At 45.6% G+C, this 18,400-nt stretch carries 13 protein-coding genes; 5 read left to right on the forward strand and 8 right to left on the reverse strand.

Translation table 11 applies throughout. From position 1 onward, the window contains the following. Window positions 1-17: 17 nt before the first annotated feature. From csdE to ACRQQK_RS03520, 4 genes are all read right to left on the reverse strand, one after another. Window positions 18-446 carry a cysteine desulfurase sulfur acceptor subunit CsdE gene (gene csdE / locus ACRQQK_RS03505; protein WP_457510073.1) on the reverse strand — a complete coding sequence of 143 codons (429 nt, stop codon included), beginning with the start codon at window positions 444-446 and terminating at the stop codon, window positions 18-20. Window positions 447-463: 17 nt separating this feature from the next. Next, window positions 464-1,273 carry a tRNA cyclic N6-threonylcarbamoyladenosine(37) synthase TcdA gene (tcdA, locus tag ACRQQK_RS03510; RefSeq protein ID WP_102940404.1) on the reverse strand — a complete coding sequence of 270 codons (810 nt, stop codon included), beginning with the start codon at window positions 1,271-1,273 and terminating at the stop codon, window positions 464-466. A 142-nt stretch (window positions 1,274-1,415) separates the two neighbouring features. Further along, a complete protein-coding gene (mltA, locus tag ACRQQK_RS03515; protein WP_457510074.1) occupies window positions 1,416-2,519 on the reverse strand; it encodes a murein transglycosylase A in 1,104 nt (367 codons plus the stop codon). A 75-nt stretch (window positions 2,520-2,594) separates the two neighbouring features. Next, on the reverse strand, window positions 2,595-3,014 hold the full coding sequence (locus ACRQQK_RS03520; RefSeq protein ID WP_171137347.1) for a DUF2850 domain-containing protein: 420 nt from the start codon (window positions 3,012-3,014) through the stop codon (window positions 2,595-2,597). Between the two features lie 190 nt (window positions 3,015-3,204). Between ACRQQK_RS03520 and argA the strand changes: the two genes are divergently transcribed. Beyond that, a complete protein-coding gene (gene argA, locus ACRQQK_RS03525) occupies window positions 3,205-4,542 on the forward strand; it encodes an amino-acid N-acetyltransferase (protein WP_042480258.1) in 1,338 nt (445 codons plus the stop codon). Between the two features lie 256 nt (window positions 4,543-4,798). Continuing rightward, a complete protein-coding gene (locus ACRQQK_RS03530; protein ID WP_081878637.1) occupies window positions 4,799-4,978 on the forward strand; it encodes a hypothetical protein in 180 nt (59 codons plus the stop codon). A gap of 110 nt (window positions 4,979-5,088) precedes the next feature. Here the strand turns inward: ACRQQK_RS03530 and recD are convergent, their stop codons facing one another. The 3 genes from recD to recC form a co-directional block, all read right to left on the reverse strand. Continuing rightward, a complete protein-coding gene (gene recD / locus ACRQQK_RS03535; protein WP_457510075.1) occupies window positions 5,089-7,245 on the reverse strand; it encodes an exodeoxyribonuclease V subunit alpha in 2,157 nt (718 codons plus the stop codon). After that, window positions 7,242-10,862, reverse strand: a complete 3,621-nt coding sequence (gene recB, locus ACRQQK_RS03540; RefSeq protein ID WP_457510076.1) for an exodeoxyribonuclease V subunit beta — start codon at window positions 10,860-10,862, stop codon at window positions 7,242-7,244. The genes recD and recB overlap by 4 nt, the downstream gene beginning before the upstream one ends. Before the next feature lie 327 nt (window positions 10,863-11,189). Further along, window positions 11,190-14,684 carry an exodeoxyribonuclease V subunit gamma gene (recC, locus tag ACRQQK_RS03545; RefSeq protein ID WP_457510077.1) on the reverse strand — a complete coding sequence of 1,165 codons (3,495 nt, stop codon included), beginning with the start codon at window positions 14,682-14,684 and terminating at the stop codon, window positions 11,190-11,192. Between the two features lie 191 nt (window positions 14,685-14,875). On the opposite strand from recC, the gene ACRQQK_RS03550 reads away from it, so the two are divergent. The 3 genes from ACRQQK_RS03550 to dapD all read left to right on the forward strand — a co-directional run bounded on the left by ACRQQK_RS03550 (window position 14,876) and on the right by dapD (window position 17,473). Then, the gene (locus ACRQQK_RS03550) at window positions 14,876-15,805 is read left to right on the forward strand and encodes a LysR family transcriptional regulator (protein ID WP_457510092.1); all 930 of its coding nucleotides are present in this window, start codon (window positions 14,876-14,878) and stop codon (window positions 15,803-15,805) included. A 90-nt stretch (window positions 15,806-15,895) separates the two neighbouring features. Continuing rightward, the gene (locus ACRQQK_RS03555; RefSeq protein WP_042480270.1) at window positions 15,896-16,192 is read left to right on the forward strand and encodes a YebG family protein; all 297 of its coding nucleotides are present in this window, start codon (window positions 15,896-15,898) and stop codon (window positions 16,190-16,192) included. Window positions 16,193-16,441: 249 nt separating this feature from the next. After that, window positions 16,442-17,473 carry a 2,3,4,5-tetrahydropyridine-2,6-dicarboxylate N-succinyltransferase gene (gene dapD / locus ACRQQK_RS03560; protein ID WP_457510078.1) on the forward strand — a complete coding sequence of 344 codons (1,032 nt, stop codon included), beginning with the start codon at window positions 16,442-16,444 and terminating at the stop codon, window positions 17,471-17,473. A 57-nt stretch (window positions 17,474-17,530) separates the two neighbouring features. Here dapD and ACRQQK_RS03565 read toward each other — a convergent pair whose 3' ends face one another. After that, on the reverse strand, window positions 17,531-18,382 hold the full coding sequence (locus ACRQQK_RS03565) for a thymidylate synthase (protein WP_457510079.1): 852 nt from the start codon (window positions 18,380-18,382) through the stop codon (window positions 17,531-17,533). Window positions 18,383-18,400: the final 18 nt, after the last annotated feature.

Below are 18,400 nucleotides of genomic sequence, written 5' to 3' on the forward strand. Positions count from 1 at the left end.
TGATGCAAAAGTAAAAGCTAAACAGCGATCTCTTTTACTTTATCGATAATAGCTTTTAGACCATTTCCACGAGAAGGGCTTAAATGTGTAATAAGACCGAGTTGTTCAAAATAACCATCCACATCGAAATCTTGAATCTGTTGTGAAGTCTTGCCTTCAAACGCCGCCATCACTAACGCAATCAAACCACGTACGATACGAGCATCAGAATCGGCGCAGAAATGCCAGATACCATTTTCTTGCTGGCTAACCAACCAGACTAAGCTTTCACAACCAGAAACCGTTACTTGTTCACTTTTTAGTTCTTCTGGCATCACAGGTAGCTTTTTTCCCCACTGAATAACCTGACGGTAGCGATCTTCCCAGCCTTTAAACTGTTGCATGGTCTGCACTATATCTTCGCTGGTGATTTCTGTGCCAAAAGGTGAAGTCGGCAAAGCAGTCATGAACAATACTCCAGTGATTACTTACTGTGTTTCTGAATGATTTTTTCTACGATACGCGCAACGGCAACAAAACCAAATGTTGCGGTAACGACGGTAGCAGCACCAAAACCAGACGCACAATCCATACGTTTAGGACCTTCTGCTGTCGATTTGGTCGCACATACTGAACCATCCGCTTGTGGGTACTTGAGATGCTCCGTTGAGAAAACACAGTCGATGCCAAACTTGCGTGCCGGATTGGTCGGGAAATTATGGTGCTGACGCAGACGATCTTTGATCTTCTTCGCCAGAGGATCTTGAATAGTTTTGGTCAGATCGGCCACTTTAATTTGCGTCGGATCGGTTTGACCACCAGCCCCACCAATCGTAATCACTTTGATCTTGTTACTACGGCAATAAGCAAGCAGAGAGGCTTTTGCCTTCACACTGTCAATCGCATCCAACACATAGTCATAATCTTTGGTCAGATACTCATGCTGGTTGTCAGGCGTGATGAAATCATCAATCAAATTAACTTTGCACTCAGGGTTAATTAGCTTAACGCGTTCCGCCATCACTTCAATTTTGCTCTGACCAACAGTGCCAGACATAGCATGGATTTGACGGTTAATGTTGGTCACACAAACATCATCCATATCAATCAGCGTCAATTCACCAATACCAGTTCTTGCCAACGCTTCAACAGCCCATGAACCCACACCGCCAATACCAATAACACATACGTGCGCTGCACGTAGGATATCGACTTCGCTATTGCCATACAGTCGACGAGTACCGCCGAATCGTTGGTTATAGCTATCTGAGGCTGGAGTATCGAGTTCACGCATGACAACAATCCAAATTAAAGAGGGTTCAAAAAGAAAGAGTGCGATTTATACGCACTCTTAATATAAATGTCCAGACCATCACATCCAAACTCCGCCAAACTTATTGGCGTTGCAGGCAGACAATAACTAGCAGGCTAAAAAGTTATTCCAATTTTTCGGGTGGTAATGCCCAAGGCGCCTGCAGTGGCGAGTTCTCAAGACCTAATTTCCAAACACGGCCAAAATGTTTGTAGTGCCCCGCTTCAGTACCCGCTCTTGGTCCCATACCATGATAAAGGTCGAGATGGTTCTGTTTTACCGCGCCACCTGTGTCTAACACAATCAGCAAACGTAATTGGTGAGCGCCAGACCAAGTGCCATCCGCATTCAACAAAGGCACTTCAGCCAAAATAGGTGTGCCCATCGGAAATAGAGTGCGATCGCCCGCTACCGATGCCATTGGTAATAAAGGAATACCTGCCGTCCCCGTTACAGGTGCAGCCGCTCTTGGTTGGAAAAAGACATAAGAAGGGTTCTGTTCCAGAAGCTCTTTCACTGTTGCTTCATCATTCGAGTGTGCCCACTCATTGATGGCTTTGAGCGACATCTTTTCCCGTTCAACCAGTCCTCGCTCAATCAGCACTTTGCCAATACTGATGTAAGCTTTGTTATTTTTACCTGCATAAGCGAAGTATTCTAAAGTGTCATCATCACCGAAGTGCACAAAGCCACTGCCCTGCACTTCCATAATAAAAGGATCAATTCGGTTTGCCGCATATCCTAGCTCAAGCCCTTGTCCATCAAGTGCGCCATCGTAGATTTGTGCTCGTGTCGGACACTCAATTTCACACTTAGGCATGCTGTGAACGGGATACTTAAAGGTTTCGTCTGGAGTATGACGCAGCTCTATCACCGGAGAAAAATACCCAGTGAACAAAACATTACCGTTACTATCACCGCCGCCTAACTGAGCAGACTGGATACCAAACTGAGAGAGCTGAGTGGTATCGCCACTTTCTATTACCCACTCGTTAAGCTTCTCATAGAGAGGGCCAAAGGTTTTAGCCATAGAAGGAGAATTAACAACCACTTGCTCACTTTGCTTGGCAAATTCAGTAAAGTCGCGCGGTTTATTGGATTCCACCACATCCACTTTATTCAGTGTTCTGGCAAAAGGTTCGTCTATGTATTGTTGCGCTCGGTCGGTCGGTTGAGCACAACCAAACAGAAGCGCTAAGCTGGCAAGAGAAAGAAGGCGTTTGTTCACTGAAGGCATCCCATATTGAATTCGACCGAAAGGATGACAAACTAACTACCGAAGCGCAATTGCGAAATTGTTAAATTAGTTTTTTCCTGACATTCGGAAAATGGGTTTGTAATGAGCGCTGGTTATCTGCTTCATTTCCGTGTTCTCAGGGTTCGTCATTTGAAACTTGTATTCCTGCCCCGCAACCTCGAAGGTTAAATAGTGTCCGTCGAAATCGTACCGCGTGGTATAAACACGCCCTTCCATCGTAATACCGTCAGGACCAATTTCCAGCCTACGAGTTGAGTAATAAGCCACATCTTGCTCCACCCAGACTCCGTAAATCTCTTGTTTCGGCGCAAGGGTGCTTTTTATTCGGTCAATCACATTTCCGTAAAGAATCGCCGCTACAATACTTCCCAAAACCAAGAGTAAGATTAGGAAGAGTTCCAACCGTTTTCTATTTTTCACACCACTGCCATTCGCGGCAGTGTCTTGTTGTGAATTATTAAACATTTGGTCTCTATTTAATTTAGCTGCTTTAGGCATCGTATCTCTTACTTAGAACTTATTTAAATCAACACTGCCAATACAGCGTTACAAAAAAATAGTCGCGTTAACCTACTAAAAACCACTTGCTCACAGATGAATAAAAAGTCATTATCCAGACATATTTAAACAACCATAAACATAAAGAGTGCCATCAGTGAAAATTCGTAGTACCGCTCTTGTTAAAGGCTTTAGACAGTCAGCTCCCTATGTTAACGCTCACCGTGGAAAAACCATGGTTGTTATGGTGGGCGGTGAAGCGATTGCCGATAAAAATTTCGCGAATATTATTAGTGATCTAGCACTGCTACATAGTCTTGGTGTCAAAGTAGTACTAGTTCACGGCGCGCGCCCACAAATAAATCAGATTTTAGAGACAAATAACCACACCACTCCGTATCACAAAGGCATTCGAATCACTGATGAAGAAGCTTTAGGCTTAGTTATGCAAGCAGCAGGTCAGCTTCAACACGCGATAACCGCACGCCTTTCTATGAGCTTAAACAACACGCCAATGGCCGGTACTCAGCTCAATGTGGTCAGCGGAAATTTTGTGATCTCTCAACCACTAGGTATAGATGATGGTGTCGATTATTGCCACAGCGGGAAAATTCGTCGAATTGATATCGATGGCATTAACCGTATGCTCGACCAAGGATCTATTGTCCTGCTAGGCCCAATTGCTAGTTCAGTCACTGGCGAATGTTTTAACTTGCTCTCAGAAGAAGTTGCGACACAAGTTGCGATAAGATTAAAAGCTGAAAAGCTGATCGGCTTCTGTTCTGAACAAGGCATCATGGACAGCGAAGGTAATTCGATTGCAGAACTGTACCCTGCTGAAGTGAATAACCTGATTGAAAAAATGGAAGCTGGAGACGATTCCAACGGCGAGGAAAGATCGGGCGCACTGCGTTTCTTAAAAGCAGCCGTGGCTGCTTGCCGAGCAGGTGTTCCTCGTAGCCATTTGGTCAGTTACAAGGAAGACGGAGCGTTGATCCAAGAACTGTTTTCTTTTGATGGTATCGGTACACAAATTGTAAAAGCGAGTACCGAGCAACTTCGCCAGGCACAGATCGATGATATCGGCGGTATTTTTGATCTGATTCGCCCACTGGAAGAACAAGGCATATTGGTGCGTCGTTCACGTGAGCAATTAGAGCAAGAGGTTCACAAATTCACCATTATTGAAAAAGATGGTCTGATCATTGGTTGTGCGGCACTTTATCCTTATCCAGAAGAGGATATGGCTGAGATGGCATGTGTGGCTATTCACACCGAATACCGCGATGGTGACCGTGGTGCTTTACTGCTTCGCCATATGAAACAACAAGCTAAACTTATGAATATAAATAAGTTATTTGTATTAACCACCCACAGCTTGCACTGGTTCAGAGAGCAGGGGTTCATCGAATACGGTGTCGATGCACTGCCTATGTCAAAACGTCAGCTCTACAACTATCAACGTCGCTCAAAAATACTCATTCTTAAGCTTTAGTCACATAAAAATAATCAATCAATAGCAGGTGCAACATTTATATCTGCTATTGATTGAATAATTAGTATATTAATTTGTATTTTAGATGTTCATTAATTAATCACTTTTCATACAACACAGAGCTGTGTAAAATCTCGCCAGTCGTGACATAGATCACCTTATTGCATTGAGTTGGAATTCTACCTAAGGACTTAACTTAGGGAGAGCACGGATTGCTTCAACGATAAATAACTTATTGAAGAGCAAACTAATTTATATGAAAACCGTAATTTGTAATTCGCTACAAAGCTTCTGGGATATGGCAGATCATAACTTCCTAGAAGGTCTAGATGTACATTGCGTGTTTCCCGTCAGTGACTACCTAAAAAGCTTTATCTTAGGCTCACAAACGCGCTATAAGATTCGCAATATCACTTTTTCAAAAGCTGTTTGCTAACACCTTTTGTCAATTCGCTAGGCAGCCAAGGAAGGTTGCCAGAATCTCTGCCTACGTACTTATTAACTAAACATTAGTAACGACTCATTGTCTCAACCAGAACCGTGAAGTTACCCTTTTAAGCGTTCAACCAATCCACTCGCTCGTTCAGTCTTAAACTGAATACCTCGTTTCAGCACTCCGATATCACAATACAAAGCCAGACGCTCTTTCGCTCGGGTAATTCCTGTATAGATCAGTTCACGCGTCACTATCGGACTGTACTCTGGCGGCAAAATCATCGCGGTGAATTCAAACTCACTACCCTGTGATTTATGAATCGTCATGGCAAACGCGGTTTCATGTTGAGGAACTCGGCTTGGCAATACAGCTTTTACGCTACCATCAGGAAGCTCGAAATAGACTTTCAGCCTTTGCTCGGCATCCTCTTCATCTCGCATACATATGCCTATGTCACCGTTATACAAACCAAGAGAGTGATCGTTCAGTGTCACCATTACAGGGCGACCGTGATACCAAAGCTCCTGCTGAGTCTTTATCAAATTACGAGCCGCCAAAGCACGCTCAATACGATGATTCAGCCCCACCACACCAAAGTCACCTTCACGAACCGCACACAATAAACGACTTTGACTGAATGCTTTTAATACCGCCTTGGCTTTACTTGCCATCGTTTCAAGCTGCAAGCTTTCAACAGCATCAGTTGTGACATTAGCTTTGTTACGCTTACCTGCTCGTTGAAGATAAACAGAATAAGCGTCCACCAAAGATTTGATCATCTGGTTATAGTTGTCGCTGCTTAACGGGTAGTGGTTAATATCCGAGAAATCTTGATTCCAGACTTCATCCACCTTCGCGGTTCTGCCACTGTTTATCGCTTTAGCCAATTGTCCAATACCGGATCGGGCATCAAAACGGTAGCTCTTTTGCAGCATACACAAGCTATCTGCAACGCTGCTGTGCGAAGTCTTAGTGTGGGTAGATGAAACTGGATTGCCCAAGGAGTGGAAGCCCGTCAGTTCAGAGAGCAACTTGCCTTGCGCGGCGCTGTAGCCGTTATCAATAAATGTGCAGATATCACCCAACACCGCCCCCGCTTCAACAGAAGCGAGCTGGTCTTTATCACCAAGTAAAATCAAACGTGCATGGCTAGGCAGTGCATCAACCAGTTTGACCATCATGGACAGATCCACCATGGAAGCCTCATCCACCACCAGCACATCTAAGTGCAGCAGGTTTTTGCTATGATGACGAAATTCAGCGCTGCCCGGAATAGCACCAAGCAGACGATGAATAGTACTGGAGGTGGTTGGAATGGCAGATTTTAACTCCGGCTCTACAGCTAAACTTTCTACCGCTTTACCGATAGATTCAGTTAAACGAGCGGCCGCCTTACCTGTTGGTGCAACCAACTTAATATTCGGTGTATGACCTTGCTGCTGCGATTGGCGAATTAAAGCCGCGAGCAATTTGATGACTGTTGTAGTTTTACCGGTTCCCGGTCCTCCGGAAATGACAGCAAAGCGACGAGTCAAGGCCACTGCTGCTGCTACTTTCTGCCAGTTTAAACAGCAGCTCGAAGGAACGAGCGTATCCAGCGGTTTAAGATCTTCCATTCGCTGAACGCTGGTTAGCACGGCATCAATTGCAGTCCAGTCCAGTTGGCCATCGTCGACCACATCAAGGAAATCACACACCATTCGCTGACGACTGACCTGAGAAGTCTCACTGCTTTTCAAGGCTTTAAAAAGAAAGCGGTAGTCGCGTTCAAATAACACATCGAGCAGCTCTTTTAGTTTTTGTACATCAGTAGGCTTTAAGATCATTGGTGACCCAAAGCTCTGTAATCTGTGTGCCAGAGTCACTTCATAATGCCAGTAACGATGCAAATAGAGCCTCTGCCCATCAAACATCAGCGGAACAGCCTCGCCTTGCAAACCAACCAACTTTGAGTTTGGCAGAATACGATTCCAATCCGCATTTATCCAAAGAGGATTCACCGCTAAAGCCGATTCGCCATACAAACCCAGTTTGGCAGACAGATCAACGCTGCTGCCGCGACTGTCCCACAGAGCTAGACAAATATTGCCTTTGCCCAGCTCCGCACTGACAGCAGCAACCAGTAAAAAAAAAGCGTTTTTATCTTCTGCATTTAACTCATTCCCAGACAACAAAGAAGCAACAAAACGAGCAAACTGGTAATCAAGCTGGCGAATACTGCCCTGCTTAGCCAAACGCGCTAACACATCCAAAGCTTGTGTGCTCATAATCCTAGCTCCATTTGCCCAGCAGAGTTTGTGCGTTCATCCGGCTCTTTACCTTGTATTAATAAATCCAGTTCTTCTAACATTGTTTGGCTTGGTTTTGCATTGAAAATACCGTGCTGCGCTTTGCCATCCATACCGCGCAGGAACAGATAGTAAACACCACCGAAGTGTTTGTTGTAGTCATAATCCGCTAAGCGACTTTTTAAAAAGCGGTGCAGTGCTAATGCATACAACTGATATTGCAGATCGTATCTGTGTTCTGCCATTGCTGAAGCCAAGCGTTCACCGTGGTAAGCCTCGACTTCATTGCCTAAATGATTCGATTTCCAGTCCAGAACATAGTATTTGCCTTCATGCTCAAACACTAAATCGATAAAGCCTTTCAGCATCCCCTGAACGGTATAGAAACCAAGATCACCAGCTTTGGCCGAAAGAGGATCATGCCGTTGAACCACACGGTTTAACGCCGGTGCGGTGAGCACTTCAATCGGCAACAAAAATTCCATCTCAACCAATCTCTGATGAGGCTGTTTTTGGTTAAGCAGTAACTTTTTACCATCTAGCGGAGTCGCCAACACATCGTCCACCAGCTTTTGGATCACAGGTAACCATTCCATCTCTAGCTGTTCTAGTTCCAGCAGATGACTGATGATTTGCGTGTTGCGCTCGCTGGTTGCAGATTCAGTGAACTCAACCTCTTCAAACACGGTGTGCAAGAAAGTACCGGGACGCGCGCCTCGCGGAAAAGTGAAAATGGTTCGCTCTATTTCCGTCTCTGTCTGGTCATCGTGTTCGTCCGCAGAATCCACATCGAAACCCGCAATCTCAATTGTCGCGTCATGTTCTTTTTGATGACTGCCCTGTTTCACCAAACCCGAGTAACTGGTAATACGCCAAAAACGGTCAATCTCACTTTGCAGCTCCTTGGCTTTAAGAGCAGGCAGTGTTTGTTCTGACGGCGTAAAAACGGTGTCATGTGCTTCTGGAGGCGAAGTAACAAAGACAGAAGATAAGTGTTTTGCATGGGATTGAACGGACTGAGTCAAGAGATCAATCCCCCCTTCCTGCCCGTTTTGCAACAGATAGCCGATAGCGCTGTGATGAACACCCGTTGGCTCTTTGATTGAACGCCCATTACGCAGAGGGGCAACACCGATAAAACAGCCATAAACCGAGCGGGTTAATGCCACATAAATCAAACGCAAATCTTCCGCTAAACGTTCTTTGTCTGCTTGTTGCAGAGCCTGTTTATCACCAGTGATATCCAGCAGGGTTTCACCGCTGGCAGTGTCGTAAAACTTACCTTCGCTCGCTTCTCGATAGCTGACCACAAACGGCAAAAACACCAAATCGTATTCCAAACCTTTGGATTTGTGGATGGTAACGATCTGCACCAGATTTCTTTCTGACTCCAAACGTTGAATCGCTTCGTCATTGCCCCCCATGCCTTGCTCGGCATCGGTGATCGTTTGAGCCAACCAACGTAACAAGCCGTGGTCACTATCGATATCTTGAGTGGCTTGTTGCAACAGTTCGCTGATGTGCATGAAATCGGTAAGATTTCGCTCTCCATCCGTCTCTTCTAACCAGCGTTCTGCAATATGACGAAGGCTTAAAACAGATCGAAGCATTGGCAGCACGCCACGCTCAAGCCAAAGCTGTCGGTACTGCTTAAACTCGTTAACGGCTTTTTCCCACTCGTTTTCATCGTTATTGAGTGCATCAAGCTGCTTCGAATTCAGCGCAAACAATGGCGAGGCTAAAGCCGCGCGTAGCGCTCTGTCATTTTCTGGGGTAAGCACGGCTTGCAGTAAACGTTGAATATCTTGAGCAATAGAGCTGGTAAACACGCTATCACGGTTAGACAGATACACACTGGCAATACCTTGTTTCGCCAGTGCTTCTTTAATCATTCGCCCTTCATTACCCGTGCGAACCAGTACGGCGATGTCACCCGCTTGAATCGCTTTGTCTTTGCCACTATTAAAGTGTGCCTGACCTTGCTGCGCCGCCGTTAAAATGGTTTGAATCTGACTCGCTGTAGCCTGCGACATAACATCCAAATAACTGCCTTTGGTTACTGGCGAACCTTCCGTTTCTTGCAACCAATAATTCAATGCGGGTTGTTTCTCGCCGTTTAACAGCCACTCTTTTTTAGCGGCGTACGGGTTTGGTTTAACAGGCAAGAAAGGAATATCAGCATCATAAATAAACGGGCTGTCAGCCAGCTCAAATACTTGGTTAACCGCCTCTACCATATCGGCGCTTGAACGCCAGTTGGTTCCCAAGGTGTAATGAGCAGCAACCTGATTACGCGCTTTAATGTAGGTGAAAATGTCAGCGCCGCGGAAGGCGTAAATCGCTTGTTTAGGGTCACCGATCATAAACAAGCCACACTCCGGATTGTTCAGATAAATGCGGCTAAAAATACTGTATTGCAGCGGATCGGTATCTTGGAATTCATCGATCATTGCCACCGGATAAAGATGGCGAATGCGCTCTGCTAGCAAGCCTTGCTCATCGCCGTCGATAGACGCAGACAGTTGACTTAGCAGGTCATCAAACGACAACCACTGCTTACTCGCTTTGGCTTTCGCCAACATGGCGCGGCAATGATGAATAGCGTGAGCAACTAAAGGCGCTTCAATCGTTATTGGCTCAGCTAAGAACTGTTCAATCACGTTAAAAATCTCAAGTTGAGGCGGATTACCTTTCTTAGATTTCTCCGTCAGTTTACTTTGAGCAAACTCCGATAACGCTTCAGGCACCAGCAAATCGTGTGTAGCAGAACTCGCCCACTGAGTCAGACTTTCGATACGTCTCAATAATGCATTTTGAGAGTTCTTATGCAGATCGGAGCCGGCAATACTTGGCTCAATATCCTCAAGCGCAACAAGCCATTGCTTCTTGATAGCATCAATTTTCAGCAGATTATTTTTATGCAGTCCCGCCAGATCGCCGTCCATCATAGGTGTGGTCAGTGACAAAGGAATACCCGATAAATAGCCACCAATTTTTTCTAACAGTACAGCGGGGGACGACCACAAGCGTCGAACTTCGGCCGCCAAATTTAATGGCAAAGGATAGAACTGACGACGCCAGTAGTCGGCGACGACTTGCGCTTTCAGATGACTTTCATCGGTGACAAATTCATTGTTAAAGCGGCTGCCTGATTCAAAAGCATTTTGCGTCAGCATTCGTTGACAGAAACCATGAATGGTATAAACCGCCGCTTCATCCATCTGGCGTTCAGCATCCAGTAGAAGCTTGGCTGCGTAAGCGTGATCCGCATAATCATTGAGTAAAGGTTCAATCACGGGGTCGTCGCTATGACCACGAGAGAAGGCTAAGCGAGCATCATGAATGCGTGCTCGGATACGGTCGCGTAGTTCAGCGGTCGCCGCTTCAGTAAAGGTCACCACTAAGATTTGCTCAACGGTTAAAGGCACTTGATGGCGGCTTTCTTCACTTCCATGTCCCAGCAGCAGGCGCAAATAGAGCCCCGCAATGGTGAAGGTTTTACCTGTACCCGCAGAAGCTTCTATCAAACGCGCGCCATGTAGTGGAAACGTCATGGCATCTAGTGGCGTAGCTACGATACTGGAAGGAAGATTCATTCGTTATTATGCCTTTCGTTAAACCAATAATTGTGTCGCAAAATTTATGTGATCTTGTTTAAGAATTTATATGTTGGTGAATGCAAGCGTCAGCGCTCAGATAGTTATGCGAGTAGCTTCACAGAACGCACCAACTTGGAACATTACACTGCACCCACTTAATGCAAACTTAGTTTATAAAATAACCACTTATAGGTTATACAAACTATCCGTTTTAAAACGCTGCCTGCATTAACACCGAATTATGGTCCCTCTGACCTGTGGCCGTACAGCGAACGCCCTACACCAATAATGATTTTCTGGCGGCCACTTATTCCTGTACTTCTGTTACTCATTTGCACTATCCGCTTTATTTGCGTTATCAACCGCATCAGCACTATCCACTAACTGCAACCTAGGTGCTTGTAGCACTAAGCCGGAAAGCAGTCGTGCCTGCTGAGCAAGTTCGTCATTCCAACTTGGCCAGATTCGTGCGATATATGCGTTATTACCTTCACCAGTTGTGGCGTATCCGTCGTTAAAACATTCGGACATTTTTTTCAAAGATTTCTCTTCATCTTCTACCCATTTTCCACGGCTGAATCCGGATTCAATACAGGCTAATGCCGTTTTCGGGAAATAGGCGATGGGTGATGCCATCCCCTGATAAAAAAGGCGGATAAGCTCATCCAACAACTGTTTGGCCAGCTCGCTGCTTTCAACCGGAGGCAGAATCTGGTGCACAACACCTTCTTTGCGATCATAACCAACCAAGTGAGTTTTGCTGACAACCCCCATAGCAGCATGGCACAGGTGATCTATCCAAGCTGCCAGCAAATCTTGTGACCGAATGGAACCGCTACGATAACGAACTAAACCGGATTGGAAGCGCTTGGTTATCCATCCGGTTAACTGAACTGGCTTAGATTCTCCCAGTACCTGACTGGTGATATTGACTTCAAAATCATCCAGCGGTGACTGACATAAGAAGTGGATTTTCTCTAACACCTCTTCGGTTTGAACGCGGTTTGCTTCAAACTCCAGTTCACCAAAAGCGCCGACAGGCAATTTGCCCTGAGCACGTTGCTGTTGAATAAACTGCTGTAACCTTGCTTCTTTATCCGCTTGAACATCAACACTGAGCAACACATCAAGCAAACTATCGCGCAGCTGGTAGCTGTTCAAACCATCCAGCGCAAAAGGTTCATCATCTTCCATCACCGCTAATGGCGGTTCAAAAACGACTTTTAAGCGACGATTGAAAAAATACTGTACCGGAAGCCGCCAAAAGCGTTGTAACTCAACCAAATCAAGCTCTAACGGATAACTCACATCCAGCAAATAATCATCCAGCGGTAAATTAAATTCACCACTTGGCGTGCCCTGACGCAACGCCGCTGGCAACCATTCTTTGGCGTAACTGCCCGCTTCACTTAAGAAAGTTTGTGGACTAAACGGCACCATAGAGTGAACAGTGGATATCTTATCCACCAGCTTTTTGCCTGAATCATCACTTGGCAGAGCTTCATCACCTGCTAAACCATAGTTTTGCTGGCAGTATTCCAATAACTCACTCACCAGCACTGACGGTACACGTTCAGTGTTGTCTTGAATTGAGCGACCAACATAGCTGATATACAGACTTTGCTGCGCAGAGAGCATAGCTTCCAGAAACAGGTATCTGTCGTCGTCACGACGTGAACGGTCGCCTCGTCGAGTCCTGCCATTCATCAAATCGAAACCTTCTGGCGGCATAGAACGCGGATATACCCCGTCGTTCATTCCCAACAAACACACTGCTTTGAAAGGAATCGAACGCATTGGCATCAGGGTACAGAAGTTCACTTGTCCGGCAAGGAAACGCTGACTCACGCGTGTACCCGATAGCTTGTTAGTGAGGTATTCACTGATGATTGCTGGCGCGATAGCTTCATGATAACCCGCATCGGCCAGTTGCTCCTTAAGGGAAACCAAAGTGTCGCGAATGGATTTCAGCGCCATTTCACCATCCAGATCGACAGCGAAGAAATCATCAAGCAGGTTGCTGAGTACTTCTCGCCACTCATCAATCGCTTGGGTTTGAGCCAGCAACGTTCGGTAACGGCTGACCGTTTCAATAAAGTGCGCCAGTTTACCGGCCAACTCAGCGTTCATCCCTTGCACCTCGTTATAAGGTGCGTAAGCCTGTTCGCCATGTTCAAACAATGCAGTCGAAGCAGGCATCGCATAACCCAATAGCATGCGAGAAAGACCAAATTGCCAGGTGTTCTGCTCTGTCTCTGGCAGTTCAAATTCTTGAGCGGTAGTGCCATTCAGCCCCCAGCGAATACCAGACTCTTCCACCCAGCGTTTCGCCAGTTCAAATTCGCTGTTATCCAGCTCAAATCGGCTCATCATGGCTGGCGTTTCCAGTAGCTCTAGCAGCTCAGACGCCAAACAACGTGAGTGCGGCAAATTCACCAACTGGATAAATGCATTTAAGATTGGACTCTCTTGATTCGCGGTTCGGTCAGAAATCGAATACGGAATAAAACGTTCACCGGGCGCATTACCAAACACAGCTTGAATATAGGGACTGTAAGCGTTGATGTCCGCCACCATTACAATGACATCACGCGGTTTAAGCGTTGAATCACGGTCAAACATGGCCAACAGCTCATCATGCAATACTTCCACTTCACGCATTGGGCTATGACACGCATGAATAGTTAGAGATCGATCGTGGCTGTTGATGGTCGGTTTGTGAGTGCTGCTGTCAAGAATGTGATCATCTTGATGCTCTTCCAGATGCAAAATATCGGCTTGCAGCTGTTGCAACAACGTCTCGCGTGGAATATCGATAAACAGCTCATGCTCTTCATTATCATCTTGAGCCAACAAATAAAGGTTATCGCGCCCCAATTTTCCCATTGATGCCAGCAAGCTATTGCCTACCGCACTGTTGATATGCAGTTCATCTTCGGCAACATTGCTTTCAATATCCCCTTTGAGCGGCGATATTTCGCCCGTCACTGAAATACTATGTTCGTTCAGCGCTAACTGTTTACGACGCTGGTTTTCGATTCGAGCCAGATATTTACGGTCTCGAATGTCTCCCCAGTAATGCTGGCAAGGATTGGTGAACATAAGGTGCACATCGATGTGCTCGCCTAATGCTTTTAAAGCATCCATATAACGCGGGGGCAAAGAGGATATACCAAAGATAAACAGCCGTTTGGGTAATTTCTCTAAAGGGACATGACCGTTCGCAAGAGCTTCAATAAAGCGTTGATATAAGTTTGCGCGGTGATAATGCGATTGCTGCTGATGAATGACGGTGTAGTCGTAAAGCTGTTTCCACAATATCGGTTGCCACGGGTGCTCTTCACCAATCTCGTCAACCGTTTCGCCTTTCTCCCAAGCTTCAATCCAATCAGGTCGGTACACCAGATAGCCATCAAAAATATCTGCAATTTTTTCAGCCAGCTGATAGAGCTTAGACTGATCTGCATCATCTTTGAGATAACTTTTCAGTGGTGAGAAAGCGTCCAACTCCAACTGTGTTGGTAACAACTCCATCAGTTTCCAGGTCATTGCCTCTTTGTTAAAGGCACTGCGCTTGGGAACATCCGGCAAAACATGGGTGAACATATCCCAAATAAAGGTCGCAGGCAGCGGAAAATCGATGTTTGCCGCAACCCCGAGTTCCTGTGCCAAAGCCATTTTCAGCCACTGTGACATACCCGGACTTTGAACCAAGATTTGTTCTTTCTCAAATGGGTTTTCCAGAGGTGCAGCTTTGATTAAATGCACCAACAAGATTTTTAACGTATCGACTTTATTGGAATGGTAAACAGTAAACACAATTCACTCATGCAGTTCTCACCTAATAGCCGTTGAGATTAGCACAACTACCTGAACATTTATCTAAGCCAATATTCAAAAGGTTAACTATTCCTCACTCTCGCTTTTTACTTCATCAATAAGGTTTTTACTTCATCAGTGTTTAGCAGTAAGTTAAGTTTATTCAGTAGCGTTCAGTTTAGTTAAACAAAATCATGAGCAATATTTCTCTTAAGCAACTCAAAGTGTTTACCACTATTACTCAGCACAAAACCTTAACCACAGCGGCTGAAGCACTGTTTTTGTCCAAGGCAGCGGTGAGTATGGCGCTGTCGGAACTGGAGAAACATATTGGTCATGCGCTGTTTGACCGAGTGAATAACCGACTGGTGCTTAATCAAGAAGGGCAAAAGCTCTTGCCACTCGCCGATGAGTTGCTCAGCCGCTCTAACGCTATCGACCAGCTTTTCGATGGTGATAACTCTTTATCTGGGCAGTTGCGTATTGGTGCTAGTGACACCATAGGCAACCAAGTCGCGCCCTACCTGCTCAGCCACTTTCGCCAGAAGTATCAACACCAGCAACAGAGCCTTTTTATTTCTAACTCTGCGCTGATTTGCGAAAAACTGGTCGACTACGAACTGGATATCGCCCTGATTGAAGGCAAAACACTGCATCCACAACTGATTTCCACTCAATTCAGCCAAGATGAAATGTGTATTGTCTGCTCACCTAATCACCCATTGGCACAACAAGAAAAAGTTACCTTACGAGATTTTGAACAGAGTGAATGGATGTTGCGCGAAGCAGGTTCGGGCTCAAGAGAGTTCTTTTTAAGAGCCGTTGCGCCACGTATTGAACATTGGCAGGAAGCCTTTCAGTTAAACACGACCGAAGCGATTATCAACTGTGTCTCGGCAGGATTAGGCTTTGGTTGTTTATCTAAACTGGCGGCGCAAACTGCGGTCAATGATGGTCGAATCAAGATACTGAATGTACCTCTGGATATGAAGCGACGTTTCTGGCTACTGGTACACAAAGAGAAATACCAAAGCCCGCTGCTCAAACATTTCATTGAGTTCTGTCATCAGTGGCATAAGAGTTCGGACACAGAAAACAACAGCAGAAAACCGCTTGATTGATGTATCAGCTTTGTTGTCCTCGTCTGGACATTTCATTATTAAAACTGTATAAACAGACAGTAATTCAAACACCAATTTAGAGGAAGGACCATGGCTGTCATCGTTAAGTACGTGGTGGAACGCAACGGAGAAGAGAAAATGACTTTTACCTCGAAAGCCGAAGCTGACGCTTATGACAAAATGCTGGATATGGCGGACGAGCTGTTCGAACTAATCGGTAAAAGTGAACTGATTGAAGATGAGGCGAAAACCGAAGAGCTGGCTATGTTCTTAGCTCAGAACAAAGAAGACGTTTTGATCGCTTTAGGCGCAAAACGCAAACCAACACCACCGGCAAAGAAACCGAAAGCAGTGAAAACGGAAGATGCCGTTGACGACGCTGCCTAAGCTTCCCTTGTAAGCTCGGTTGTTTAAGTTTGGTTTGAGAACCGCTGCCTAGTCAGCGGTTTTTTATTCCATTTAGAGAGATATATCTCCAAAAAGACAAAAGGTATCGTTCTACGGACTTATTGCTTTTTTACTCTTTTATCACTGAAAAACTCTCTTTATGATGACCATCAACAGATTATTAATGCAGCGACTTAGCTCAACAGGTTGTCTGTATAAACCCCATTGAAAATAATACGGAGAGCAAACATGGCGTATTTTGCACTTGGCTTTGGTACGGCAACGAAAAACCGTGATGGAAAAATTATCGAAGCATACTTCCCTGCACCGATTCTAAACCCTAGCGATGCATTAGTGGCTGGCGTAGCAGCTATCGCAGGTTACACAGACGGTAACCAAGCAATTGAAATTTCTGCTGAGCAAAGCGCTCAGCTAGCAAAAGCATTTGCTGAAAACGACCAAGCAGTTAACGCTTCATTTGCAGAAAAAGCGGCTAACTCAGCACAACCTCTTGTACTAGTAGTACTAGCTGCAGATGAAAAACCTCAATCTGTATCTGAAGGTTTCCTGAAACTGCAACTTATTTCAAACCGCCTAGTGAAGCCACATGGCACTGTGCTTGATGGTATTTTCGGTCTGCTGCACAACATCGCATGGACCAATGAAGGTCCGATTGACCTGCCAGAACTAACTGAGCGTCAAATCGAAGCTCGCCTAGCAGGCCGTGCTCTTACAGTCGATTGTGTAGATAAGTTCCCTAAAATGGTCGACTACGTGGTTCCAGCGGGTATCCGTATTGCTGATACTTCTCGTGTACGTCTTGGCGCTCACGTGGGTGAAGGCACAACAGTTATGCACGAAGGCTTCATCAACTTCAACGCGGGTACTACTGGCGTAAGCATGGTTGAAGGCCGTATATCTGCGGGTGTTCTAGTCGGTAACGGTTCTGACATCGGTGGTGGTGCATCTATTATGGGTACACTGTCTGGTGGCGGTACTGTGGTTGTTTCTATCGGTGAAAACTCACTACTAGGCGCAAACTCAGGTCTTGGTTTCCCATTAGGTGACCGTTGTACTGTTGAGTCTGGTCTATACGTAACAGCGGGTACGAAAGTACAAATGCTGGATAAAGAAGGCAACAAAGTAGAAATCGTGAAAGCACGTGATCTAGCAGGCGTATCAGACCTTCTTTTCCGTCGCAACTCGCAAACCGGTCAAGTTGAGTGTCTGGCTAACAAGTCAGCGGTAGAGCTGAACAGCGAACTTCACAGCAACAACTAATCCGTTGCTCTGAGATCGAAAAAGGCGCATTAAGCGCCTTTTTTATTTCCGTCGATTTTAAACCGAAAACGGATACTGAATTGGGTCATGGAATTCGTAACCCGTCACTTCGAAGTCATCCAACGTGACCCACGTTTCCAAATCTTCCAGCGATTTAATCTCTGGATTGATATGGAATTTAGGTGCTGCAAGAGGCTCACGCTTTAGCTGGACATCTCGCATCAAGGCTAATTGGTCTTCATAAATATGAGCATTCACAATCTTATGGAACGCCTGCCCCGGTTTCTTACCGGTAATTTGTGCCATCACAGCGAGGAAGACATAAACCTGAACCATATTGAAATTCAAACCAAGCGGAACATCGCATGAACGTTGCGTGCTATTCAGATATAGAGTGTCACCCAGCAAAGAGAAGTGATGACTGTACATACAAGGGCGCAAACAGCCCATATGGAACTCACCAGGGTTGTAGAAATTCAGAATTTCACCGCGATCATCCACACCACGAGTTAAATCATCTACTATTTTCTTAAGCTGGTCGATATGACCACCATCCGGTTTTGCCCACGCACGACCTTGAACGCCGTAAACTCGTCCCATGTCATCTTCACCTTTACGGTAAGGATTGTTGAGCCAAGCTTGGTTTAGGTTTGCATTGGCATCCCAAGTTTTAGTGCCTAACTTGCGGAAATCTTCCGCGTTATCATAGCCGCGAATATAGCCAAGCAGTTCAGCAACTGCGGCTTTCCAGAAGCTCTTACGCGTAGTAACCAGCGGGAACTGATTATTGGCAACGTCATAAGTTAAATCAGCATTAATAACGGTAAGACAACGTTTACCAGTGCGTTCATTTTCAATCCAAACGCCTTCATCAACGATTCTCTGGCAGAGATCCAAATACTGTTTCACAAAATACCCTTACTTTGA

The sequence above is a fragment of the Vibrio sp. C8 genome (assembly GCF_054051265.1).